At 44.3% G+C, this 25,210-nt stretch carries 18 protein-coding genes; 8 read left to right on the top strand and 10 right to left on the bottom strand.

Annotation, left to right across the window (positions count from 1 at the left end; genetic code table 11):
• Positions 1-17: 17 nt before the first annotated feature.
• From HC965_RS15675 to HC965_RS15715, 9 genes are all read right to left on the bottom strand, one after another.
• A complete protein-coding gene (locus tag HC965_RS15675) occupies positions 18-1,343 on the bottom strand; it encodes an FtsW/RodA/SpoVE family cell cycle protein (RefSeq protein WP_191032344.1) in 1,326 nt (441 codons plus the stop codon).
• 37 nt (positions 1,344-1,380) lie between these two features.
• Positions 1,381-2,715, bottom strand: coding sequence for a UDP-N-acetylmuramoyl-L-alanine--D-glutamate ligase (gene murD / locus HC965_RS15680; protein WP_191032345.1), 1,335 nt, complete (start codon positions 2,713-2,715; stop codon positions 1,381-1,383).
• Between the two features lie 144 nt (positions 2,716-2,859).
• Positions 2,860-4,128, bottom strand: a complete 1,269-nt coding sequence (gene mraY, locus HC965_RS15685) for a phospho-N-acetylmuramoyl-pentapeptide-transferase (protein WP_191032346.1) — start codon at positions 4,126-4,128, stop codon at positions 2,860-2,862.
• 54 nt (positions 4,129-4,182) lie between these two features.
• Entirely contained in the window at positions 4,183-5,631 is a 1,449-nt protein-coding gene (locus HC965_RS15690) for a UDP-N-acetylmuramoyl-L-alanyl-D-glutamate--2,6-diaminopimelate ligase (RefSeq protein ID WP_191032347.1), read from the bottom strand.
• A 30-nt stretch (positions 5,632-5,661) separates the two neighbouring features.
• Complete coding sequence (locus HC965_RS15695; RefSeq protein WP_191032658.1) at positions 5,662-7,791, bottom strand: penicillin-binding protein; 2,130 nt, start codon at positions 7,789-7,791, stop codon at positions 5,662-5,664.
• A gap of 72 nt (positions 7,792-7,863) precedes the next feature.
• Positions 7,864-8,220, bottom strand: coding sequence for an FtsL-like putative cell division protein (locus tag HC965_RS15700; protein WP_167961391.1), 357 nt, complete (start codon positions 8,218-8,220; stop codon positions 7,864-7,866).
• Between the two features lie 8 nt (positions 8,221-8,228).
• Positions 8,229-9,143, bottom strand: coding sequence for a 16S rRNA (cytosine(1402)-N(4))-methyltransferase RsmH (gene rsmH, locus HC965_RS15705; RefSeq protein WP_191032659.1), 915 nt, complete (start codon positions 9,141-9,143; stop codon positions 8,229-8,231).
• Entirely contained in the window at positions 9,130-9,600 is a 471-nt protein-coding gene (mraZ, locus tag HC965_RS15710; protein WP_044654523.1) for a division/cell wall cluster transcriptional repressor MraZ, read from the bottom strand. Before mraZ ends, rsmH begins: the two co-directional genes overlap by 14 nt.
• A 468-nt stretch (positions 9,601-10,068) precedes the next feature.
• Positions 10,069-10,572: an RNA polymerase sigma factor gene (locus HC965_RS15715; protein ID WP_191032348.1), complete on the bottom strand. Its 504-nt coding sequence runs from the start codon at positions 10,570-10,572 to the stop codon at positions 10,069-10,071.
• Between the two features lie 258 nt (positions 10,573-10,830).
• Between HC965_RS15715 and HC965_RS15720 the strand changes: the two genes are divergently transcribed.
• Both HC965_RS15720 and HC965_RS15725 read left to right on the top strand, forming a co-directional pair.
• Positions 10,831-11,649, top strand: coding sequence for a 1-acyl-sn-glycerol-3-phosphate acyltransferase (locus HC965_RS15720; protein WP_191032349.1), 819 nt, complete (start codon positions 10,831-10,833; stop codon positions 11,647-11,649).
• 26 nt (positions 11,650-11,675) lie between these two features.
• Positions 11,676-12,689: a GNAT family N-acetyltransferase gene (locus tag HC965_RS15725; protein WP_167961397.1), complete on the top strand. Its 1,014-nt coding sequence runs from the start codon at positions 11,676-11,678 to the stop codon at positions 12,687-12,689.
• On the opposite strand, the gene HC965_RS15730 is transcribed toward HC965_RS15725, so the two are convergent.
• A complete protein-coding gene (locus HC965_RS15730; protein ID WP_191032350.1) occupies positions 12,661-14,007 on the bottom strand; it encodes a deoxyguanosinetriphosphate triphosphohydrolase in 1,347 nt (448 codons plus the stop codon). The two genes, HC965_RS15725 and HC965_RS15730, sit on opposite strands and share 29 nt — an antisense overlap.
• Positions 14,008-14,131: 124 nt before the next feature.
• Between HC965_RS15730 and dut the strand changes: the two genes are divergently transcribed.
• From dut to HC965_RS15760, 6 genes are all read left to right on the top strand, one after another.
• Positions 14,132-14,563, top strand: a complete 432-nt coding sequence (dut, locus tag HC965_RS15735; RefSeq protein WP_191032351.1) for a dUTP diphosphatase — start codon at positions 14,132-14,134, stop codon at positions 14,561-14,563.
• 25 nt (positions 14,564-14,588) lie between these two features.
• Entirely contained in the window at positions 14,589-16,358 is a 1,770-nt protein-coding gene (locus HC965_RS15740) for a tetratricopeptide repeat protein (protein WP_191032352.1), read from the top strand.
• Entirely contained in the window at positions 16,355-16,921 is a 567-nt protein-coding gene (locus HC965_RS15745; RefSeq protein WP_191032353.1) for a DUF4292 domain-containing protein, read from the top strand. The genes HC965_RS15740 and HC965_RS15745 overlap by 4 nt, the downstream gene beginning before the upstream one ends.
• Positions 16,918-18,222, top strand: coding sequence for a murein hydrolase activator EnvC (locus HC965_RS15750; RefSeq protein WP_191032354.1), 1,305 nt, complete (start codon positions 16,918-16,920; stop codon positions 18,220-18,222). Before HC965_RS15745 ends, HC965_RS15750 begins: the two co-directional genes overlap by 4 nt.
• Positions 18,223-18,267: 45 nt before the next feature.
• Positions 18,268-22,272 (top strand): two-component regulator propeller domain-containing protein, encoded by a 4,005-nt coding sequence (locus HC965_RS15755; RefSeq protein ID WP_191032355.1) that lies wholly within the window; start codon positions 18,268-18,270, stop codon positions 22,270-22,272.
• 413 nt (positions 22,273-22,685) lie between these two features.
• Entirely contained in the window at positions 22,686-25,205 is a 2,520-nt protein-coding gene (locus HC965_RS15760) for a glutaminase family protein (protein ID WP_191032356.1), read from the top strand.
• The last annotated feature ends 5 nt before the right edge of the window (positions 25,206-25,210 follow it).

Here is a 25,210-nt window from a genome sequence, read left to right on the forward strand (position 1 = left end):
CGATGCACCTCCGTCCGTTAACTGTTCTTGTTCATATCGTTCTCGTCTTCGAACTTGGCATCGCTGTTCAGAATCGGCGCGGTCGGTTCGGCGGCAGTTTGTGCTTCGGAATTGGCTGCTGCATCTGTTGCTATCTGCAACTGAAGCTGTGCGTCATGCTCTTTCTGTTCTGCCAGATGAGCAGTATATCGGCTTACACTTAATATCATGCCGATATAAGCGCAGTTGATTAATGTACTTGTTCCTCCCTTGCTGACTAATGGCAGCGGTTGTCCTGTGACGGGGAATAATCCGACCGCCACCATCATATTCAATATCGCTTGCGATACCAATAGCAACGCAATACCCATGACCAGAAAAGCAGGGAAAGTGCGTTCGCACTTCTGGGCGATTTTTCCCGCTCGATACAGCAGGCATAAATAGAGGAATACGACGAATATACCTCCTATCAGTCCCATTTCTTCAATTACAATAGCGAAGATAAAATCGGAGAATGCCTGGCTAAGGAAGTCACGTTGTACGGAGTTACCCGGGCCTTTGCCGACTACATTGCTGGTGGCAACAGCAATACGGGCATGAGCAATCTGTGCGTCCTTATCAATGTCAAATTTGGCGGCAGGTACTTCTTCTTTCTCAAAGAAACCGGAAACACGGTTCTGCCAGGTCTCGAAGCGGTGAAGACCGGGAGTGCTGTGTAGTGTCTTTGCAGGGATAGCCATTAATATGCCTACGGCTACTCCACCCAGGAGTGCCATTATTCCCAACATTCCGAACAGCTTTTTAGAAGATACCCGTCCGATGAACATCATCATGCATACCACGCCGAATAGCAACATGGCTGTCGAAAGGTTCTCCGGTGCGATGAGAAGAAAGACGAGTCCGGTGAGAATCATGATATATTTAAAGGCGTTCGGGTTGGCTCCGTATTCGTCCTGTCGTTTGGACAGGATGAAGGAGACGGCAATGATAACAGCCATCTTTGCCAGTTCCGAAGGCTGGAATTGCAATCCCATGAAGGTCATCCAGCGGGCGGCTCCGTTGACACGGTCGCCTGTGATGATACCCATCAATGTGACGAATGCCAGCAGCACCAGGGAAATCGGGTATAGGAAGACTGGAAATACCTGGAACCATTTGTAGGGTACGTTGTGTAGAAATACCACTACTACGGCACCTACCATAAGGATGATAGAGTGTTGCGTAATCGGACCCCAATGGTCGCCGCTTTTGTAAGTCAGCGTCGATGCTGCCGAGAACACCTCGACAATCGAGATGAGGCAGAGACAGAGGAAGATAATCCAGATTACCTTGTCGCCTTTGAATATGTTCTTTAATAAATCCACTTCGTTACTCTCTAATTACTTATCCGTTAAACGTTATCTAAAGTTCTCTCACGCATTGCTTGAACTGGTCGCCGCGGTCCTCGTAATTCTTGAAGAGGTCGAAAGAAGCGCAGCAAGGGCTTAATAATACGGTTTCACCTTTCTTCGCCAGTTTGTAGGCTGCTTCCACAGCATCCTTCATTCCGGTTTGCACGTCTGCTACGGGCAGGCCGAGGCGGTCGAAGAACTCGTGAAGTTTCTCGTTGTGCAGTCCCATATATACGAGAGCTGAACATTTCTCACGTACCAGGTCTTCGATTTCCGTATAATCGTTTCCTTTATCTTTTCCGCCAAGAATCAAGACCGTTTTGGTAGTCATGCTTTGCAGGGCATACCAGCAGGAGTTGACGTTCGTGGCTTTCGAGTCGTTGATAAAATCAATTCCGCGGACACGTGCCACTTTTTCCAGACGGTGCTCTACTCCTTTGAAGTCGGAGAGGGCTTTGCGGATGTTCTCTTTGGTGATACCGGCCAGGTTGGCTGAAATACCGGCTGCCAGAGAGTTGTATAAGTTATGTTGTCCTGTCAAAGCCAGTTCTTCCTGTTCCATGTTGAAGGCAATCGGTTCGTTGATTTTCACTTCGTGGTCTTCAACGTAGGCGATAGCTCCATCCTCTTTCACTGCGGCGAAAGGATACAGGTGTGCTTTCAGACCATGCTTGGCGAGCTCGTGTTTGATAATCGGGTCATCATTCCAGAAGATAAAGGCATCGTCCGGTGTCTGATTTTGAGTGATGCGGAATTTAGCGTCGATATAATTCTGCATACAGTGGTCGTAACGGTCGAGGTGGTCGGGAGTGATGTTCATCAATACGGCGATGTTCGCACGGAAGTTATACATATTATCCAACTGGAAAGAACTCAGTTCAATAATATAATAGTCATGGTGTTCTTCGGCTACCTGCAAAGCCAGACTCTTACCGATATTGCCTGCCAAACCTACATTCAGGTCTGCACTCTTGAAGATATGGTAAATCAGGGAAGTCGTAGTCGTCTTCCCGTTGGAACCGGTGATACAAATCATTTTGGCATCCGTATAGCGTCCGGCAAACTCAATCTCTGATATAACCGGAGTACCTTGAGCTTTCAGTTTAAGGATGAGTGGGGCGTCATTCGGGATACCGGGGCTTTTGATAACCTCGTCGGCATTCAGAATGAGTTCTTCGGTGTGGTGTCCTTCTTCCCAGGCAATATTATGGCTGTCAAGAAGTTCCTTATACTTGTCCTTGATGGCGGACATATCCGAAACAAATGTCTCAAATCCTTTGACTTTGGCAAGTACGGCTGCACCTGCGCCGCTTTCGCCAGCTCCTAAAATTACTATTCTTTTCATCTACAATAATGTGCTCTTCTTTTCAATATGCTGAATTGCTTATTAGTTGTGCACATCCTTTAAAAGTTAATAATCGGGTTAATACTCTCTATAAAACTTGGTTCCCGCATGGAAACCTGGCCCCGGCACCTTGCCGGTTGCCGGTTATCTTATCTTTAGTGTTATAATCGTTATAGCTGCCAGCACAATAGTCACAATCCAGAAGCGGATGGTAATTTTTGATTCGTGGAACAGCTGGTCGGGCTTCGTGAACTTCACTGTGCAGCCCGGTTCTATCAGACTCATAGAAGTACGGAAGTGGTCGTGAATCGGTGTCCGTTTGAACAGCCGTTGTTTCACTCCTTTCCGTTTTCCTGCCTTATAGTAAGCCCGTTGCAGGATAACCGACAGGTTTTCTACGAGGAATACACCGCAAAGAATCGGTATCAGCAACTCTTTGTGGATGATAATGGCAAATACGGCGATGATACCGCCGATTGTCAGGCTACCGGTGTCACCCATGAATACTTGCGCCGGGTAGGCGTTGTACCACAGGAAACCAATCATGGCACCGATAAAGGCACAGATATAGATTACCAGTTCTTCCGAGCCCGGGATATACATGATGTTCAGATAACTTGCAAATTCGATGTGCGACGACACGTACGCCAATATACCTAGCGTGGCACCGATAATGGCAGAGTTTCCCGCGGCCATTCCGTCCATACCGTCGTTTAGGTTAGCGCCGTTTGATACGGCGGCAACTACGATGATTGTGATAATAACAAACAATACCCAACCGGCTGCCTGTGCGTGTTCGCCCATGAAAGAAACCAGGTCGGCATAGTCGAGGTTGTTGCTCTTGAAGAAAGGAATGGTGGTTTGAGTCGATTTCAAGTCATTCGTTCCGTGTATCACTTCCATCTCCTGCCCCGGAGTATGCACTTCGATGTTTTCTCGGATTACCACATCCGGGCTTAAATACAAAGTAAGTCCGACGATTAAGCCTAAACCGACCTGTCCGATAATCTTGAATTTGCCGTGCAATCCTTCCTTATCTTTCTTGAAGATTTTGATATAGTCGTCAGCGAATCCGAGTGAGCCCAGCCATACGGTGGTTATCAACATCAATATCATATATATGTTGCTCAACTTACCCAGTAAAAGGCAAGGAATGAGAATGGCTACAATAATAATAACACCGCCCATGCTTGGCACACCTACCTTGTTGACTCCGAACGGGTCTATTTTGGCATCACGCTGTGTTTCCGTGATTTGCTTCCTCTTCAGCAGGTTGATAAATTTATCTCCCCATATACTTGAAATAAGTAGCGCGAGGATAACAGCCATCAAAGCACGGAATGAAGTGTAACCAAACATTCCTGCTCCGGGAAAATTGAGCTTATGCAGCCATTCGAACAGATAGTATAGCATGATGAAATTTACTATTTTACAATTTACTATTTACAATTTACTATGCAGACGACGTTATTGGAATACCTCTTTGAGTACTTCCTTGTCGTCGAAGTGATGTTTCACTCCTTTTATCTCCTGGTAATTCTCGTGTCCTTTTCCGGCAACGAGTATTACGTCTCCTTTTTCTGCCAACATGCAAGCCGTGCGGATTGCTTCCTTACGGTCGGCAATGCTGAGTGTTTTCTTCATATCCTCGGCGTCGAGTCCTGCCAGCATATCATTGATAATATCCTGCGGCTCTTCAAAACGGGGATTATCCGAAGTGATGATGACACGGTCGCTGGCTTTGGCAGCTTCTTTCGCCATGATGGGGCGTTTACCCTTATCACGGTTGCCGCCTGCACCTACCACAGTGATAACCTTTCCTTTTCCTTCGAGCACTCCGTGTATGGCATTCAGCACATTGATAAGCGCGTCCGGCGTATGTGCATAATCCACAATCGCCGTAACACCCTTCGGTGAACGGACAGCATCGAAACGCCCTGCCACCGGATGAAGTGTGCTAAGGGCGACAAGCACCTCTTCTTCCTTCTTACCCAGCAGAACCGCCGCTCCGAACACAGCCAATAAATTGGAAGCGTTGAACTTGCCAATAAACTGAACAGCCAGTTCGTGATTGTTGAAATCAAGCAACATTCCTTCGAAATGAGATTCCAGCACCCGGCCTTTGAAGTCACTAAGACTTCTCAATGAATACGTATAAACCGTAGAACGAGTATTCTGCGTCATTACCAATCCATTCTTATCATCGAGATTAGTAAGGCTGAACGCATTCTTCGGCATGTCGTCAAAGAACTTTTTCTTGGCTTTCAGATAGTTCTCCACTGTTTTATGATAGTCAAGATGGTCGCGTGTGAGATTGGTGAAGATACCACCTGCAAACTTCAATCCACTGATGCGCTTCTGTGCAATGGAATGAGAACTAACTTCCATAAACGCATATTTGCATCCTTCGTCCGCCATTCGTCCTAACAAGCGATTCAGCGTGATAGGGTCGGGCGTAGTATGCTCTGTCGGAATAGGCTCATTGTCGATATAATTGCAAACGGTAGAGATAAGCCCCACCTTATATCCGAAATAGCGGAAAGTATCATATAATAAGGTAGCAATGGTTGTCTTACCATTCGTTCCCGTGACACCGACCAGTTCCAGCTTGGAAGTCGGGTCATCATAGAATGTAGTGGCAATCTTGCCTACCGCATCTTCGCTGTCCTTCACTTGTATATAAGTGATTCCCGCCACAGGTTCTTCCGGCATATCCTCGCAGAGGATAGCGATAGCTCCTTTATTAATGGCAGCAGGTATATAGGCATGACCGTCGGCTTGCGTGCCGCGCATAGCCATGAACAGTTGTCCGGCTTCTACCAAACGGGAATCAATGTTGATTCCGGTGATTTCTATGTCTGAATTTCCGGCTATCTGTTCCGGCTGAATTGCTTTCAGTAACTTGCTTAGTAACATAGTCTCTTTTTTAATACTTCATTTTTACTTTTAATGCATCGAAAGGGTAATCGTCTGCCCCTTCTTTACGATTGTTCCGTTGGCTATCGACTGGCTTTTCACCTTGCCTACTCCAACCAAGTGGACTTTTAATCCCTTACTTTCCAGTAGGTACACAGCGTCTTTCGCCCCCATGCCTATGACACTCGGCACGAAATTCTGCATATTGCTCCGGCTTTCAAGGACTACCGCCTGAGGTGCCGAATGGGTATTTCCCCACACTTCCTTTCCTGCGTCGGCTATCTTGCCCTGTACCTGAATATTCAACTCTTCCAATACCCGTTGCGCTTCCCTCATTTCTCCGGCCTTAACGTTCGGAATAACTACGGAATTCGTATCAACCGCATTCGCAAGCGGCAAACGCAGGTCTTTGGCATACACCCTTTCGGCAATCTTGCTGAATACGCTACCTGCCATCAAACCACCCGACGCCGGTAAACCCGGTTTCTGAATGGAAACAATCATACTATATTTAGGCGCTTCCGACGGGAAATACCCGCAGAAACTTACAAGATAATTCGTCCTTCCTGTTTTATATCCGGCCGCTCCCTGTGAAATCTGTGCCGTTCCCGTCTTACCTGAAACATGGAACTGCTTGCTTCCCGCAGGCTTAGCCAACCCTTCACCTACTACTTTACGCAGTATCTCACGAATTTGTGCCAAAGTCTTGTCCGAACAAATCTTCGGATTGATAACCTCTGTCGGATAATCCTTCACTATTTCCCCGTCTTTCACCGCAGCTTTTACGAACTTCGGACGTACTGTAACGCCATTGTTCGCTATTCCATTGTAGAACGTGAGAATATTTATCGGCGGAACTTGCGTTTCATAACCGATACTCATCCACGGAAGAGCCGTCTTAGAGAAATAACTTCTTTCTTTCGGGCCACGGATATTCGGCTTACCTTCTCCCGCAATTTGCAGGTGAAGCGGCTGGTCGATACTCATTCGTCTCAATCCGTCAATGAACTTCTGCGGATTGCTGCCGTAGAAATGGTCTATAATATAAGATGTACCGACATTGGAAGAAACTCCCAGAATCTCGGTAACCGTTAATTTTCCGTATCCCCCGCGATGCCAGTTGTGGTCTTTCATCACACGACCGTGCATCGGCATTTGCCCGTTGCCGGTATCCACTACATAATCGGGAGTGATTTTCCCGTCTTCAAGAGCTACCATGATAGACGCTGTCTTGAAAGTTGACCCCGGCTCAAGCATGTCACTGATGGCATTATTACGCATCTCGTAATACTCGCCGTCTTTGCCCTGCATCATATTAACGATGGCTTTCACCTCTCCGGTAGCTACCTCCATCAGTACGACTACCCCTACACTGGCATTCAGCTCTTTCAGTTTGTCTACCAATGCTTTCTCACAAATATCCTGCATACCTACGTCAATGGTCGAAATGAGGTCGCAACCGTCAACCGGCGGCACATCTACGATATTCAGATATTTGTTCATCACCTTTTGGCGGTGCGTCAATCCGTCCCGTCCCTTCAGAATTGTATCAAAAGCAAGCTCGATACCATTTCTAGCCCCTTTCGCAGTGTCGGCATACACATCGCCCAACGTACGGGCTGCCAATGAACCGAAAGGTTTTTTCCGCTGATTGTAAGCCAGTTCCTTGAATCCCCCTTTGTAACGGTTCAAGCAGAAAACAGGCAATCTCTTTACCTCTTTATATTGTATATAAGAGATACGTTTCGGATAAATCAGATAATTACGGCTCTTTGCCTGACGTCCTTTTTTCAAGTGCGCCTTGAATTGAGCTACGCTCTTATCCGGGAATATTTTGTTCAGTCCGATGCAGATTGAATCCATGTTGGCAGTAAGGATGGAATCCCGGCGTGCCTGGTCCTTAATTCTGCGTTTTTCCTCCTTTTCACCGGACATAAAGTCCATATATATTCTGTATTCGGGTAGAGAACTGGCCATTAGTTTGCCGTCGGAAGATATAATGTTTCCGCGGTTGGGTTTCACTGTCACGTTTTCTTTCACGAAACGGTCGGCTACGTCCTGCCAGTATTGACGCTCGGCAAACATGGTGATGCCTGCCTTTACGACAATTGCCACGCCTATCAACGCCATCAGAAGGAGGACGAAGAAGTAACGGGTCATTATATTCTTTTTATTAACTGCCACAGTGCTTGTCTTTTTTTAACTCTCAACTCTCTGTTGTCAACTCTCTACTTATTTAATAAGGTAAGGGGGATTTGTGGATGTCTGCAAATCACTCTCCTTACTTGAGATATAATCTTCAATGCGTGACTGCCGGCTCTTTTCCATCAGTTCCGAACTGCGTGTCAGCGCATCATATTTAATATCTATCAGTTCTTGTTTCAACTTGTCTATCTCAATCTGCTGCTGCTGACTGGCATAGCGGTTGTGGATATAGAAGATGATGAATACCATAATCAGTACCAGCAACTTCGTCTGACGACGGAAAAAGTCGGTAGCCAGAATGTCTCCACCCAGAATACTTTTCAGTGAGGTGCGTTTTTTCTTCTTACCCTCTTCTGCTTTCTTGTTTACTACTTCTTCTTCCATTTCTTTTCTTATTTCTTTTCTGCAATACGTAATTTAGCGCTTCTCGACCGTGGATTCCTTTCTATTTCTGCCTGGTCGGGCACAATCACCTTGTTGTTGACAAGGCGGAAAGGCGTCTGTAGGTTTCCGAAGAAATCCGTTTTGGCTTTACCTTCCACGTTTCCTGTTTTCATGATATTCTTCACCATGCGGTCTTCCAGTGAGTGGTAGGTGATCACTACCAGTCTGCCACCCGGCTTCAACGCTTCGGTTGCCGCCAATAGCATCTCTTTCAGTGCTTCCATCTCCTGGTTCACTTCAATTCTTAGTGCCTGGAATACCTTCGCGAGCTCTTTCTTTTCCCGTTCACGACCGAAAAGCGGTTTAATGATTTCGAGAAACTCTCCGATAGTGCGGATGGTTCGCCCGCTTCTGGCTTTGACGATGACAGAAGCCAGCTTGCGGCTGTTTTTTAATTCTCCATACAGGTAGAGAACGTTTGCGAGACGCTCTTCTTCATAAGTATTCACGATGTCTGCCGCCGTAAGTCCCGCACGTTTGTTCATACGCATATCCAAATCTCCGTCGAAACGGAAAGAGAAACCGCGCTCGCTGTCATCGAAGTGGTGGGAAGATACGCCGAGGTCGGCAAGGATGGCATCCACCTGTTCGATGTCGTGATAGCGCAGGAAATTGTACAGGTAGCGGAAATTGCTGCGTACAAAGATAAAATGGGGGTCATTGACAATGTTCCGTTCGGCATCCTCGTCCTGGTCGAATCCCAGGAGCCGTCCGCCCTCGCCGAGCCGTGAAAGAATCTCGCGCGAATGTCCCGCCCCTCCGAAAGTAACGTCTACATACGTTCCATCCGGCCGGATATTCATCCCGTCAACGCTTTCCTTTAGCAGTACAGGTATATGATATGTCAATTCATCTTTCTCCATCTTGTCTATTTTCATCGTTCATAATTTCTTCTAATGCCGCTCCGAACTCTTCGGGTGACATAAACGGCTGTTCTGCCCGCTCCTTCGACCAAATCTCTATTTTGTTGTCGATGCCGATAAAGCGTATATCCCCGTGGATGCTGCAAATCTGCAAATATCGTTTCGGGATTAATATGCGACCGTTATTGTCGGGTGTCACCACCTCAACGTCGCTCACAAACTGCCTGAAAATGAGTTGATGCTTGCTGTTCCATTTGTTGAGCCTGCTTCGAAGCTCGTTCAACTCCTCGTTCCACACGCTCTCGGGGTACAGGGTCAGACAGTCCTGAAACACGTCTTTACGCATAATGAGCCTCTCTTCAGAAGCAGCCTGTAATTGCTTCCTGAAGATGGCGGGGATGAACACCCTTCCTTTGGTGTCCGCCTTGGCTTCAATATTACCTAAAAAACGTATCATTACCTTATTATAATAAGAGACCGTAAAAGTATGAAATTCCCCACAATTCCCCACAATTTTCCATAGAAAACTTTTAGATAAGTTTTCAACCGATTGTTAAATGGTTATTTGCTTGAAAATGAATGGGCTTTTCAAAGCCCTTATTCGTGGGGAATCAGGGGGGATGGTAGTCAAAATAACTTTTATTTGTCTATAACCGTTTTTTGCTGTGCTGCATACCCGTTTTTTTTCTTATGCAGGAATGGTTTGTCTGACACCCGGGTCTCGTACATACTGACACCCGGGTCTCAGCATACCTGACACCCGGGTGTTGGTATGCCTGACATCCGGGTGTCAGATATCTTGTTTGTGGGAATGAAAAAAAAAGCAGAAGGTATTGAACCCTTCTGCCTTTTAATCATTGACACAACTAAAAAATTACATTTAAATATTTAATCTGGAATCAAAATTTATATAGTTAAGGTCGGCTTAGCGGAAGTCTTTCAATTCTTCCTGCAATTTCTGGCGTGTGAAGAAAATGCGGCTTTTCACTGTACCCAGCGGGAGATTCAGTTTTTCCGCAATCTCACGATATTTGAACCCTGAAACGTGCATGGCAAACGGAATCCTGTATTCTTTAGGGAGTTTGTTTACCACCCGGTGCATCTCTTTCAGGTCGTACGCTCTTTCTGTATTCTCCGAACTTGCGTCTTGCGGCAAATTCAGATGATATAAGTTGTCGGTTTGGTCAATAAAAGTCTGGTCGCGAACCACTTTACGGTAGTTGTTGATGAATATATTGCGCATGATGGTATACATCCATCCTTTAAAATTCGTATCGGGCATGTATTTGTCTTCATTATCCAATGCTTTCAATGATGTTTCCTGCAACAAATCGTTTGCTTCTTCACGGTCGGTTGTCAGTTTATAAGCGAAACGAAGCAGTTCGTCCTGTACTCCTACTAAATCTTTTCTGAAGCTTAAACTTTTCATATGCGTTGCTTTTAAATTGTGAATATTCGTTCGTTAATTTCGATGTTGCAAGTTTACGGGATTTTTGAAAACCTGACGGGGGAGAATCCGACTAAATTTCACCTAAAAACTATCCGCGGATAGATTTCGGGTGTTATTTGATAGTTTTTAGGTGGTATTTTTTCGCCTTCTGAACTTAAATCCTGCATTTTCTACTGATTTATTGCAATTAATAAAAAAGAACCGTTAATTTTGTGGCATCATTTTTATTTGAAAAGAATGACTGATGACTCTTTATTTTTAATCGATGTCGATAAGATACTTCGGACGAAAGCGCCGAAGCAATATAAGTACATCCCTAAGTTTGTGGTTTCTTATCTGAAGAAAATTGTTCATCAGGATGAGCTAAATGTGTTTTTGAATGAGTCGAAAGATAAATTAGGGGTGGACTTCCTGGAGGCATGCATGGATTTTCTGGATGCAAAAGTAGATGTGAAAGGTATTGAGAACCTTCCCAAAGACGGTTTGTATACCTTTGTTTCCAATCATCCGTTAGGAGGGCAGGATGGTGTAGCGCTCGGTTACGTGCTGGGACGTCATTATGACGGAAAAGTGAAATACCTGGTGAATGACTTGTTGATGAACCTGCGCGGATTGGCTCCGCTTTGTATCCCTATCAATAAAACCGGCAAACAGGCGAAGGATTTCCCTAAGATGGTGGAAGCCGGATTTAAGTCTGACGACCAGCTTATTATGTTTCCTGCCGGACTATGTTCGCGCCGTCAGAACGGAGTAATCCGTGATTTGGAATGGAAAAAGACATTTGTCGTGAAAAGCATACAAGCAGAACGTGATGTGATACCTGTGCATTTTGGGGGCAGAAATTCAGATTTCTTCTACAATCTGGCAAATATCTGTAAGGCACTGGGTATTAAGTTTAACATCGCTATGTTGTATCTTGCGGATGAAATGTTTAAGAACCGCCACAAAACTTTTACTGTCACCTTTGGCAAGCCAATACCCTGGCAGACTTTCGATAAATCGAAAACTCCGGCGCAATGGGCCGAATACGTAAAGGATATTGTATATAAACTGTAACTGATAGAACAACTATAACAAGAAATATGGAAGAGATTATCAAACCGATAAGCAAGGAACTGCTGAAAGCCGAGTTGACGGAAGACAGGCGCTTACGAATGACGAATAAGAGTAATAATCAGATTTATATTATTACTCACCAGAATGCTCCCAATGTGATGAAAGAGATTGGTCGTTTGCGTGAAATAGCTTTCCGTGCTGCTGGTGGTGGAACAGGCATGTCGATGGATATAGACGAATACGACACAATGGAACATCCATACAAACAGCTGATTGTGTGGAATCCGGAAGCGGAAGAAATCCTGGGCGGTTATCGGTATTTGCTTGGAACGGATGTTTGTTTTGATGAAAAAGGGGCTCCGATTCTGGCTACTTCCCATATGTTTCATTTCTCAGACCCTTTTATCAAAGAGTATCTGCCACAGACGATTGAGTTGGGACGTTCGTTCGTTACGCTTGAATATCAGTCTACCCGTGCCGGAAGCAAAGGTTTGTTTGCCTTGGATAATCTCTGGGACGGATTGGGCGCATTGACGGTCGTAATGCCGAACGTGAAATATTTCTTTGGAAAAGTGACCATGTATCCCAGCTACCATCGCCGCGGTCGTGATATGATTCTTTATTTCCTCAAAAAACACTTCTATGATAAGGATACGCTTGTCACCCCGCTGGACCCGTTGATACCGGAGACTTCAGAAGAGGAACTTCGTGCTTTATTCTGCAAAGATACCTTTAAGGAAGATTATAAAATCCTGAATTGTGAGATTCGTAAGCTGGGTTACAACATTCCGCCGTTGGTGAATGCTTATATGAGCCTGAGCCCTACCATGCGGATGTTCGGAACAGCTATCAACTATGAATTCGGTGATGTGGAAGAAACCGGAATCCTGATTGCTGTGGATGAAATCCTGGAAGATAAACGGATTCGGCACATCCAGACGTTTATAGAAAGCCATCCGGATGCGCTGAAAATGCCTTGTGAGGATGATGAAGCGTTTACTCCTAAAGTGGTTACACCGCAGGCAGACTGTTGCCGTTAATCTTACGATATAAATCGAGGGCAAAGACATCGGTCATTCCCGAAATATAATCAAGTACCGCCTGTATTCTTTCATAGAGTGCAGGCGCTTTTATATTGTACTGGCCGGATACCCGGTTAATCAGAAGTTCGGAATATGCCTTTTCGGGTGAAGTTACCGCATCTACCATCAATTCGAGCAGGGTGCTGATCACACGGAAACCGGCTAATTCTATATCCAACACATCCCGTGAACGGTAGATTTTCTTCAAAGACACCTCGGCGCAGTGCTTATAAGCTCCCGCCGGACGTTCGGAAATGTGTTTGATAAGCGCCCCTTCGAAAGTGCCGGCTAATATCTCTTGCTCATGTTCCAGGAATACGCGGGTACATTCACGAATCAGTAATCCGATTACGGAAGAGCGTAAATAAGCGATTTGCTCGTTCGTGTCGCTGACAATCAGGAATGTTTTTCGGATATGCTCCTGCCGTCTTTCGTCGAAATAGGCCATTAACAGCTCTTTCGTCTCTTCGGTAGTGAGTATTTTCAGCTTATGAGCATCTTCAATATCCATCATCTGGTAACAGATATCATCCGCGGCTTCCACTAAATAGACCAACGGGTGGCGTGCGTACTTTAAAGGGTGCTCATTCAGCAAGGATAACCCCAACTCTGACGCAATCTTATGAAAACTGTCTTCTTCGCTGACAAAGAAGCCGAATTTGGATTTTTTACCGGCAAGGCTCGATGAAAAGGGGTATTTTACAATGGAAGCCAATGTGGTATATGTCATGGCGAAACCACCTTTCCGACGTCCTTCGAATTGATGGGTCAAGAGTCGGAACGCATTCGCGTTTCCTTCGAAATGTGTCAAATCTTCCCATTCCATCGCTGAAAGTTGCTCTCCGTCCGGTTGTTTCTCTTTCAGGCGCAGCCCTTTTCCTTCTGAGAAAAAGGTCGATATAGCCCGTTCGCCGGAATGTCCGAAAGGTGGGTTCCCTAAATCGTGCGCCAGGCAAGCGGCGGATACGATAGAACCGATTTCAGGCAGGAAAGATTCCTGAAGTTCCGGTTGACGTTGCAGGATAGCTTTGGCTACATCGTTGCCTAAGGAGCGACCTACGCAGGAGACTTCGAGACTATGTGTGAGCCGGTTGTGCACAAAGACGCTGCCCGGCAGGGGAAATACTTGTGTTTTGTTCTGTAGTCTGCGGAAAGGCGCGGAAAAGATAAGGCGGTCATAATCCCGTTGAAATTCCGAGCGATTTTCCTGGCGTTCTTCGTGGAACTCTTCCATTCCGAAACGTTTAGCTGATATTAATTGATTCCAATTCATCATTTTATTTGTAATTTCAGTGTTTACCGTCCGCAAATTGGTTGCCGGTACATTATTTAACTGCAAACTTAACTATTTTTCAGTTCAAAATGTGTATTTTCGCCCGTTAAATAGTAAACGTGCATTTATGAATATTCAAGTTATCAATAAATCGAAGCATCCGCTTCCGGCTTACGCCACCGAATTGTCTGCAGGAATGGATATCCGTGCTAATCTTTCTGAACCTATCACACTGGAGCCACTACAACGTTGCCTGGTACCGACAGGATTATATATTGCTCTCCCGAAGGGATTTGAAGCACAAATCCGTCCTCGTAGCGGCTTGGCTATCAAGAAGGGTATTTCCGTACTTAATTCTCCGGGAACGATTGACGCGGATTACCGGGGAGAAATCTGCATTATCTTAGTCAATCTTTCATCTGAGGCTTTTGTGATTGAAGATGGAGAACGTATTGCCCAAATGGTGATAGCAAAGCATGAGCAACCAACATGGCAGGAAGTGGAAGTGTTGGATGACACAGAACGGGGAGCCGGTGGCTTCGGTCATACCGGAGTATGATGAATGCTTAAATCAAGAAAATAAAATGAAGATAAAAATAGGATGGCTGCTGGTCGCAGTTTGGGTGCTGACCTCATGCGGAACGACACGTACAGGACGTACGGCGAAGTCCGCGACAGGTGAGGGAGTTTCTTTCCTTCCACAGATACAGGTGACTGCCGAGCAACAGCGCAAGTATGACTACTTCTTTCTGGAAGCCATGCGGATGAAGGAAAAGAAAGAATATGATGCAGCTTTTGGCTTGTTGCAGCATTGTCTGGATATTAACCCAAGTGCTTCATCTGCGCTTTACGAGGTTTCCCAGTATTATATGTTTCTCCGCCAGGTGCCGCAAGGCCAGGCAGCTTTGGAGAAAGCGGTAGCTTATGCTCCCGACAATTTCTGGTATAGTCAGGGATTAGTTAACTTATATCAGCAACAGAATGAGCTGGATAAGGCAGTGACTTTGCTCGAAAGCATGGTTACCCGTTTTCCGGCGAAACAAGACCCATTGTTCAGCCTGCTTGATATTTACGGTCGTCAGGAGAAGTATAATGAGGTGATTTCCACATTGAACCGTTTGGAGAAACGGCTGGGCAAGAATGAACAGTTATCTATGGAGAAATTCCGTATTTATCTTCAGATGAAAGATGATAAGAAAGCGTTTCAGGAAATCGAGAGCCTGGTGCAGGAATATCCGATGGATATGCGCTATCAGGTAATTCTGGGCGATGTGTATCTTCAAAATGGAAAGAAGCAGGAAGCATATGAAGCGTATCAGAAAGTACTGGTGGTAGAGCCGGACAATCCGATGGCTCTTTTCTCGATGGCTTCTTATTATGAACAGACCGGGCAAAAAGAACTGTATCAGCAACAGTTGGATACACTGCTGTTGAACAAGAAGGTGACTCCTGACACGAAAATCACTGTCATGCGTCAGATAATTGTGGAAAACGAACAGTCAACGGCTAAAGACAGCACACAAGTGATTGCTTTGTTTGACCGGATGATGAAGCAGGACCAGGATGACCCGCAAGTTCCGATGCTTTATGCGCAGTATCTGCTGTCGAAGAATATGGAGCAGGAAGCTGTCCCTGTCCTAGAACAAGTGGTTGATTTGGACCCGACTAACAAGGCTGCCCGCTTGATGCTAGTTGATGCTGCCAGGAAAAAAGAGGATTACAAGCAAATAATAAAAGTCTGCGAGCCAGGTATCGAAGCTACCCCGGATGCTTTGCCCCTTTATTATTACCTGGCTATTGCCTATCATCAGGCTGAACAAACGGATAGTGTATTAAGTGTTTGTAACAGGGCGCTGGAACATATCACACCCGATACACGAAAAGAAGTTATTTCGGATTTTTACTCGATAATGGGTGACATTTATCATACGAAGAAACAGATGTCGGAAGCCTATGCTGCCTATGATTCAGCTTTAGTGTACAATCCTTCCAATATCGGCGCATTGAATAATTATGCTTATTACCTGTCGGTAGAACGACGTGATTTGGATAAGGCGGAAGAAATGAGTTATAAGACCGTAAAGGCTGAACCCAATAATTCGACTTATCTCGACACTTATGCTTGGATTCTTTTTGAAAAAGGAAATTATGCTGAGGCACGTATTTATATTGATAATGCGATGAAGAGTGACGGAGAGAAAAGTGATGTGATTGTGGAGCATTGCGGAGATATTTACTTTATGACCGGCGATGTGGAAGGTGCGCTGAAATACTGGAAACAGGCGTTGGAAATGGGTAGTGAGTCGAAAACATTGAAACAGAAAATAGAAAAGAAGAAATATATTGCAGAATGAAAAGGTTCGTTTATCTATTGTTGGTTGTAGTCGTGTTGGCTGGTTGTAAGAGTTCAAAGCGTTTGGCGACTTCAGAAACAAAGGCTCCTGTATCCAGTTATCTGACTTCCAAACTTCAACTGACTATTCCCAACAAAAAGGGGGGAAGTATGTCCGTAGGGGGAACTATGAAGATGAAAACTCATGAACGGGTACAAGTCTCCTTGTTGATGCCTATTCTGCGTACGGAAGTGGCTCGTATCGAAATCACCCCCGATGAAGTATTGTTGGTAGACCGGATGAACAGGAGATTTGTCCGTGCGACCAAAGAAGAATTGAAAGGTATGTTACCGAAGAACGCGGAGTTCTCCCGTTTGGAAAAGATATTGATGGATGCATCCCTGCCCGGTGGAAAAACAGAATTGACGGGAAAAGATGTAGGAATCCCCTCAATGGACAAAGCGAAAGTGCAACTTTATGAGTTTTCCACGAAAGAATTTTCCATGACTCCTACGGAACTTACTGCTAAATACAGGCAAGTTCCTTTGGAAGAATTAGTAAAAATGCTGACGGCCTTGTTATGATGAAACGCTTCTTTGTTATTCTTATCAGTTGCCTGTGGTTGGCAGTTCCACTTTTCGCTCAGTCGAATAAGTTGATTCGAGAGTTGGAAAGCAAGCGCGGTGCCCTGCAAAAGCAGATTGCCGAGTCGGAATCTATATTGAAGGATACAAAGAAGGATGTAGGCAGCCAACTGAATAGCCTGGCTGCATTGACCGGACAGATTGAGGAACGGAAACGTTATATTTTGGCTATAAACAATGATGTGGATGCCATTGAACGTGAGCTAAACTCCTTGGAACGCCAGTTGCGGACACTGGAGAAGGACTTGAAAGACAAGAAGAAGAAATATGAAGCCTCTGTCCAATATCTGTATAAGAATAAATCAATAGAAGAAAAATTAATGTTCATCTTCTCAGCCAAGAATCTGGGACAGACATACCGCCGTATGCGTTATGTACGTGAATATGCCACTTACCAACGTTTGCAAGGGGAGGAAATCCTGAAGAAGCAAGAACAGATACGCAAGAAAAAAGCCGAACGTCAACAGGTGAAAGCTGCCAAGGAGAATCTGCTGAAAGAGCGTGAAGGCGAAAAGGCGAAACTGGAAGCTCAGGAAAAAGAAAAGCGTACCTTAGTAGCCAATCTGCAAAAGAAACAGAAGGGGTTGCAAAATGAAATCAATAAGAAGCGCAGAGAGGCAAACCAACTGAATGCACGTATTGATAAGCTGATTAATGAAGAAATAGAACGTGCCCGCAAGCGTGCACAAGAGGAAGCCCGCCGGGAAGCGGCTGCACGTAAAAAGACAGAAGGTAAAGAAGGCCAGTCTTCTTCCGGCACAGGAACGGCTGAAAAATCAAAACCTTTGGAAGCGTATACCATGAGCAAAGCAGACCGGGAACTATCCGGTAACTTTGCCGCCAACCGTGGAAAACTTCCCATGCCTATTTCCGGTGCTTATATTATCACCAGCCATTACGGACAATATGCAGTAGAAGGTTTGCGCAATGTGAAGTTAGATAATAAGGGGATAGATATTCAGGGAAAACCGGGCGCACAGGCACGTGCCATCTTTGATGGTAAAGTAGCAGCCGTATTCCAGTTAAACGGATTATTCAATGTACTTATCCGTCACGGTAACTACATTTCCGTTTATTGCAATCTTTCTTCCGCTTCAGTCAAAATCGGTGATTCGGTGAAGACGAAGCAATCCATCGGACAAGTCTTTTCTGACGGAACGGATAATGGACGAACGGTGCTGCATTTCCAGTTGCGGAGAGAGAAAGAAAAGCTGAATCCGGAGCCTTGGCTCAATCGATAGCTAATCTTGAGTCAACCGATAATAATATAAAAAACACGCGCAAGAATGAAGTTAACTAAAATACTAATATGCTTATTGACCTTTTGGGTCGGAACACTGTCCGCATCTCCCTATTTCTCATTCAAGAAATATCAGGTAGAAGACGGCTTGTCGCATAATACGGTGTGGTGTGCTCTTCAGGATAGTTATGGCTTTATTTGGCTGGGTACCAGTGACGGACTGAATCGTTATGATGGAAGCGGAAATAAAGTGTATCGGAATGCGCTGAATAATAAGTTCTCATTAGAAAATAATTTTGTAGAAGCCTTGATAGAGGTGGATCAGGATATATGGGTAGGGACGAATGCCGGAATCTATATTTACGATCGTGCTACTGACAGTTTCTCATATTTCGACAAGACAACCCGCTATGGCGTATATATTAGTAGTGAGATTAAGAAAATCATAAAGACACAGAACGGCCTTCTTTGGATTGCCACTTTAGGGCAAGGCTTCTTTATTTATGACCCGAAGATAGGTGTACTCACACAGAATAGTGTCCAGACTTCTTTTGTTTGGGATATCTGTCAAAGTAGTGACCAGAAGAAAATCTATATATCTTCCTTACAGGAAGGACTTCTATGTTTTGATGAAAATGGTAAATTTCTGCAATCATATGAGATTTCATTAGAAAAGACCTCTTCGGATAGTTATAAAGTGAACTGTATCCGGAATATTGGAGGAGATATTTGGATTGGTGTCGGTAGCAATCTGTTAAGCCGTTTGGATGAAGAAACCGGGATCATCGAAAATCATAGTGGTGCAGCATTTAATTTTGGAGCTATCCGGTGTTTATTGGAATATGCAGAGAATGAGTTGTTGGTAGGGACGGATAATGGCCTTTATCTGTTTGACCGGTCTGCAAATACATTTCAGCGTGTAGATAATCCGGCCGACCCGAGAAGTTTGAGTGACCAGACTATCAATGGAATGATGTGGGATGCGGAAAATGCACTTTGGGTGTTGACCAGCTTAGGTGGGGCCAACTATATGTCCAAGCAGACCAAACGTTTCGATTATTATTCACCCGCTTACCTGTCGGGAGTGTCGGGAGCAGGAGAAGTAGTCGCTCCCTTTTGCGAGAATAAAGAAGGAAATTTGTGGATTGGAACACAAAGTGGCTTGTATTTCTTTAATACGACTACCCGGGAACTTTCCCCTCACATAATAGGCGACCTGAAAAATCAGAAGTACGATATCCGTTCTTTAATGCTGGACGGTGATCGTTTATGGATTGGAACATACGCAGGAGGAATACGAGTCCTGAATCTGAATACCGGGGCGGTAAAAGCATATACACATTCCCGTGGAATCCCCAATACGATTTGCAGTAATGACGTATTATGTATTTATAAGGGGCGGCAAGGACAAATCTATGTAGGTACGAGTTGGGGGCTATGCCGTTATAATCCCGATACGGATAATTTCATGACTATTACAAGTGTCGGCTCGATGGTATCCGTAGTCGATATATACGAAGATATGTACAATAATCTTTGGATAGCCACTTCCAATAGCGGTGTGTTCTCTTACAATACGATAAATGCCCATTGGAAACATTATCAACATGAACGCGAAGACTCGACCACGATTACTAGTAATTCGGTCATTACTTTGTTTGAAGATATAAAAGGGACAATGTGGTTTGGTACGAATGGGGGCGGGTTGTGTTCTTTTGATTCCAAGACAAAAACATTCACGGATTTTGACCCGGATAACACTTTATTGCCCAATAAAGTTATTTATTCTATTGAACAAGATCAGACCGGTGACTTTTGGATATCCACCAATGCCGGAATTTTAAAGATTAATCCTGTGACAAAAGGACATTTCCGGCAATTCACCATCAATGATGGTTTGCAGGGAAACCAGTTTATGGATCGTTCTTCTTTGAAATCTTCTGACGGAAGACTCTATTTCGGAGGAATCAATGGCTTTAATGCTTTCTATCCCGAGCAGTTTGTAGATAATAAATACATCCCGCCGGTTTATGTGACCGATATCCGGTTCCCTTATCAGACTGATGAAGAAGAAGTGCGAAAGTTGCTTCATTTGGGCAAGCCGTTCTATATGGCCGATAAGATAACTCTGTCCTATGAAAATAATAGCTTCTCCATCCGTTTTGTCGCTTTGAGTTTCGAAGACCCGGCAAGAAACCAGTACTCTTATATACTAAGAGGAGTAGACAAGGAATGGATTATGAATTCGGGAAATAATACAGCTTCCTATACCAACCTTCCTCCCGGTGAATATCAGTTTGAAGTGAGAGGCTCTAATAATGACCGCCAATGGAATGAGAAAACTACCACACTGACGGTAGTGATTACTCCCCCGTGGTGGCGTAGTACGTTTGCTTACGTCATTTATATTCTCTTGCTATTGGGCTGGATCGGCTGGCTGGCCTGGCGATGGAATCTTCGTGTGAAGCTCAAATATAAGCGCCGGATGGAGAAATATCAAATCACCAAGGAACAAGAAGTCTATAAATCAAAAATCAGCTTCTTTATCAATTTGGTGCATGAGATACGCACCCCGCTTAGCCTGATACGTCTTCCTTTGGAGAAACTACTGGAAAAAGAGCATGAAGGGAAAGATGGCAGATATCTGTCTGTGATAGACAAAAACGTAAATTATCTGTTGGGAATTACCAATGAACTGCTCGATTTCCAAAAGATGGAAAGTGGCACATTACATTTGAATCTGAAAAATTGTGATATCAAGGAACTCGTCAGTGATGTTTATAATCAATTTACAAGTCCCGCCGAATTAAAGGGAATTGACTTACAATTAACTTTACCCGAACAAGAACTGGTATCTGCGGTCGATAAAGAAAAACTGAGTAAAATACTTGTGAATTTGATGGGAAATGCCATTAAATATGCTCATGTTCGTATTGATTTGAAGTTAGTTGTTTCTGATACGGGATACGAGATACAAGTGAACGATGATGGTGCCGGAATACCGGATGAAAAGAAACAAAAAATCTTTGAGGCTTTCTATCAGGTACCTGATGACAAAGTAGCTACTACTGTAGGTACAGGTCTCGGATTGGCTTTTGCGAAGTCTTTGGCTGAAGCACATCAAGGAGATTTGATTTTGAAAGATAATATAGGAGGAGGTTCTTCGTTCATCCTGTCTCTTCCGTTTGAAGGACGGAAAACAGAAGAGATTCAAGCTATGGTTGAAATACATTCGGAAGATGAAGTTTCCGCTGATAAGGAACCTTTTGAATTCTCGGGAAAGAAGTTTACTGTATTGCTGGTAGAAGATAATGTTGAACTATTGAATCTGACTCGTGAGTCCTTATCCGAATGGTTCCGTGTGTTGCGGGCGTCCAACGGATGCAAAGCCCTTGAAATACTAGCTCAAGAGAGTGTGGATGTCATAGTCAGTGATGTCATGATGCCCGAGATGGACGGTTTGGAGCTGTGTAGTAAAGTTAAATCGGATATTGCCTATTCGCATATTCCGGTTATTTTATTGACAGCCAAGACTACTTTGGCCTCTAAGGTAGAAGGCTTTGAGTGCGGAGCAGATGTATATATTGAAAAACCGTTCTCTGTGAAGCAACTTTATATGCAAATTGTGAATTTGCTCAAACTGCGGCAGTCATTCCATAAATTGATGGCAAGCTTGTCCGAAACTGCTGTTACTGCGACTACTTCCTCAGCAGAACTTGTGATGACTCAGAAAGACTGTGAGTTTATAGCAAAAATACAAGCGGTAATTGCCGAACAACTGGGAGATGAGAATTTCTCAATTGATACGTTGGCCGAACAAATGTATATGAGCCGCTCTAATTTTTACCGGAAAATAAAAGCCCTTTCCGGTATGTCTCCCAATGATTATCTGAAAACACTTCGTATGAATAAAGCGGGTGAGTTGTTGAGGAGTGGCATTCAAATTTCTGAGGTGGCCGCACGAGTCGGTTTTACCTCCTCTTCCTATTTTGCCAAATGTTTTAAAGTACAGTATGGCGTTACTCCTAAAGAATATGCCGGCCAGTCATGATGTAAACCTTTCGTCTCATTCTATCTTGAAACGGAAGGTTATGATAAATACTGGTCATAAATAAGTAAATCCTCTTCAGAACCTTTCAGAAGGCTATCTCCCTATGCTCAAAATCTGCTCTTAATTGAAAAAAGAGCAGATTTTGTCCTTTCTTGAACATAGATTTTCCCAATTTTTATTATCAATTCTGTTATTTTGTGTCGTTACACAAACGATGGTATATAAATAGGTATTACACAGTACTGATTGCAATATATAATAAGGTATTAACTGAAGGGTATGAAAAATAACTGTTTCAAAGGTATTGTAAAGATAATAATAATGTAAGGTAAACGGTAGGTTTGTTTTTGTAAGGGTAGAAAAGATTGGTGGACGGATAACCTTGAATTTGTAAAGAACTAAAATAAATATTTATGAAGAAACTACTTGCCGTAATGGCATTTTCCACAGCCTTGTTGGTTAACGCACAGACAACCGGCTTTTTTAAACCGGTTAATGAAACTGCGCTGCGTGCACCATCTGTACCTATTCTCGTATCAGATCCTTATTTTTCGGTTTGGTCTCCGTATGATAATTTAATGGAAGGTAGCACTGAACACTGGACGAATGCCAAGAAGCCGTTGTTGGGTGCCTTGCGTGTAGATGGTAAAGTATATCGTTTTTTGGGGAAAGATAAGATTCAGTTAATTCCCATTGCACCCATGGCTGGTGTAGAACGTTGGGAAGCTTCTTATACCAATCAACAACCGGCTGATGGATGGCAGGCATTCCAGTTTGACGACAGTAGTTGGAAGAGAGGTAAAGCTGCTTTTGGCGACCGTGAAATGAAATACATTCATACAGAATGGAAGGGGGACAATACCGATATTTATATTCGCCGTGCCTTCGAACTTGCAGATTTGGATACCAACGAAGATTTTTATCTCACTTACTCCCACGATGATGTGTTTGAACTCTATCTGAATGGAGAGAAAATAGTGTCTACTGATTATTCCTGGAAAAACGATATCACCATAGCACTGTCTCAGTCGGCGAAAGCTAATCTTCGTAAAGGAACTAATGTGATTGCCGCTCATTGCCACAATACAGTCGGAGGTTCTTATGTCGATTTCGGTTTGTACCGTGGAAAGAAAAATGCGGTGAAGTTTACTGATGAGGCAGTACAGAAGTCTGTGAACGTGTTGGCAACTTCCAGTTATTACACCTTTACTTGTGGCCCGGTCGAACTGGATGTAGTATTCACGGCACCCCAATTGATTGATGACCTCGATTTACTGTCGACTCCTGTCAATTATATCTCTTATCGCGTACGCTCTCTGGATAAGAAAGAACACGATGTACAATTCTATATGGAAACAACTCCCGAACTGGCTATCAATGAAAATACGCAGCCTACCGTTGCCCGTACTCTCCAAAAGGGAGGCATAAGCTATGTGGAAGCAGGCTCGATAGACCAGCCCATATGCGACCGTAGAGGTGATTTGATTTGTGCTGACTGGGGATACCTATATCTTGCCGGTGTGAATGGAAAAGGTAAATCCGTAAGTCTGGGCGACTATTATGGAATGAAAGAGTCGTTTGTTAAAAACGGTACGTTAGCTCCTGCAAAAACGAAATGGATAACCCGCAAAGAAGAAGATATGCCTGCTATGGCGTATGTACATGACCTGGGTAGTGTCTCAAAAGAAGGAAAAGAAGGCTTTATGATGATGGGCTATGATGATATTTACTCTGTTGAGTATATGTATGAGAAGCGCATGGGATACTGGAAACATGACGGCAAAGTGACAATCTTTGACGCTTTCGAAAAATTGAGAGACAACTACCAGTCAATTATGGAACGTTGCCGGGCTCTCGACGGACTTATTTATGATGACGCCGAAAAGGCAGGAGGTAAGAAATATGCTGAAATCTGTTCCGCAGCTTACCGTCAGGTGATTTCCGCTCACAAACTTTTCACAGATAAAGAAGGCAATCTGCTGTGGTTCTCTAAAGAGAACAATAGTAACGGCTGTATCAATACGGTTGATTTGACCTATCCTTCCGCTCCTCTCTTCCTGGTTTACAATCCGGATTTGGCAAAAGCGATGATGACCAGTATTTTTGAGTATAGTGCCAGCGGCCGTTGGAACAAACCTTTCCCTGCACACGACTTAGGAACCTATCCTGTAGCCAACGGGCAAGTATATGGTGGTGATATGCCGATTGAAGAAGGGGGCAACATGGTAATTTTGACTGCTGCTGTTTCCTTGATAGAAGGAAATGCCGATTATGCCAAGCGTTACTGGGATTTGTTGACTGTCTGGACTGATTATCTGGCAGAATATGGACAAGACCCCGAGAATCAACTTTGTACAGACGACTTCGCCAGACATTGGGCACATAATGCCAACCTTTCCGTCAAAGCCATTATGGGAGTAGCAGGATATAGTGAAATGGCCCGGATGCTCGGTTTGAATGAGATAGCGGATAAATATGCCGCAACAGCCAGGAAAATGGCGGTGAAATGGGAAGAAATGGCGAATGAAGGCGACCATTACCGCTTGGCATTCGACCGTAAGAATACTTGGAGCCAAAAGTACAATATGGTATGGGACAAGATGTGGAACTTGAATCTCTTTCCGAACAATGTAATCGGTAAAGAAATCAACTACTACCTGACCAAACAGAACACCTATGGATTACCCTTGGATTCACGCAAAGAATATACGAAGTCCGACTGGATTATATGGTCTGCTTCCATGTCTCCTGATAAGGCGACGTTCGAGAAATTTGTAAATCCCTTCTATCGCTATGTCGATGAAACAACAACACGTGTACCTATTAGTGACTGGCACCATACGGATAGCGGTGAATGGGTAGGCTTCAAAGCCCGTTCGGTTATCGGCGGTTATTGGATGAAGGTACTGATGGATAAAATGAGAAATGACTAATCAAC

Origin of the sequence: Bacteroides sp. GM023 (assembly GCF_014750685.1) — a bacterium.
GTDB lineage: Bacteria > Bacteroidota > Bacteroidia > Bacteroidales > Bacteroidaceae > Bacteroides.

Bases quoted from the DNA above. Each gene is read 5' to 3' on its own strand.
- murD (WP_191032345.1), bottom strand. From the start codon at position 2,715: ATGAAAAGAATAGTAATTTTAGGAGCTGGCGAAAGCGGCGCAGGTGCA.
- mraY (WP_191032346.1), bottom strand. From the start codon at position 4,128: ATGCTATACTATCTGTTCGAATGGCTGCATAAGCTCAATTTTCCCGGA.
- HC965_RS15690 (WP_191032347.1), bottom strand. From the start codon at position 5,631: ATGTTACTAAGCAAGTTACTGAAAGCAATTCAGCCGGAACAGATAGCC.
- HC965_RS15695 (WP_191032658.1), bottom strand. From the start codon at position 7,791: ATGACCCGTTACTTCTTCGTCCTCCTTCTGATGGCGTTGATAGGCGTG.
- HC965_RS15700 (WP_167961391.1), bottom strand. From the start codon at position 8,220: ATGGAAGAAGAAGTAGTAAACAAGAAAGCAGAAGAGGGTAAGAAGAAA.
- rsmH (WP_191032659.1), bottom strand. From the start codon at position 9,143: ATGGAGAAAGATGAATTGACATATCATATACCTGTACTGCTAAAGGAA.
- mraZ (WP_044654523.1), bottom strand. From the start codon at position 9,600: ATGATACGTTTTTTAGGTAATATTGAAGCCAAGGCGGACACCAAAGGA.
- HC965_RS15715 (WP_191032348.1), bottom strand. From the start codon at position 10,572: ATGAAAAGTTTAAGCTTCAGAAAAGATTTAGTAGGAGTACAGGACGAA.
- HC965_RS15720 (WP_191032349.1), top strand. From the start codon at position 10,831: ATGACTGATGACTCTTTATTTTTAATCGATGTCGATAAGATACTTCGG.
- HC965_RS15725 (WP_167961397.1), top strand. From the start codon at position 11,676: ATGGAAGAGATTATCAAACCGATAAGCAAGGAACTGCTGAAAGCCGAG.
- HC965_RS15730 (WP_191032350.1), bottom strand. From the start codon at position 14,007: ATGATGAATTGGAATCAATTAATATCAGCTAAACGTTTCGGAATGGAA.
- dut (WP_191032351.1), top strand. From the start codon at position 14,132: ATGAATATTCAAGTTATCAATAAATCGAAGCATCCGCTTCCGGCTTAC.
- HC965_RS15740 (WP_191032352.1), top strand. From the start codon at position 14,589: ATGAAGATAAAAATAGGATGGCTGCTGGTCGCAGTTTGGGTGCTGACC.
- HC965_RS15745 (WP_191032353.1), top strand. From the start codon at position 16,355: ATGAAAAGGTTCGTTTATCTATTGTTGGTTGTAGTCGTGTTGGCTGGT.
- HC965_RS15750 (WP_191032354.1), top strand. From the start codon at position 16,918: ATGATGAAACGCTTCTTTGTTATTCTTATCAGTTGCCTGTGGTTGGCA.
- HC965_RS15755 (WP_191032355.1), top strand. From the start codon at position 18,268: ATGAAGTTAACTAAAATACTAATATGCTTATTGACCTTTTGGGTCGGA.
- HC965_RS15760 (WP_191032356.1), top strand. From the start codon at position 22,686: ATGAAGAAACTACTTGCCGTAATGGCATTTTCCACAGCCTTGTTGGTT.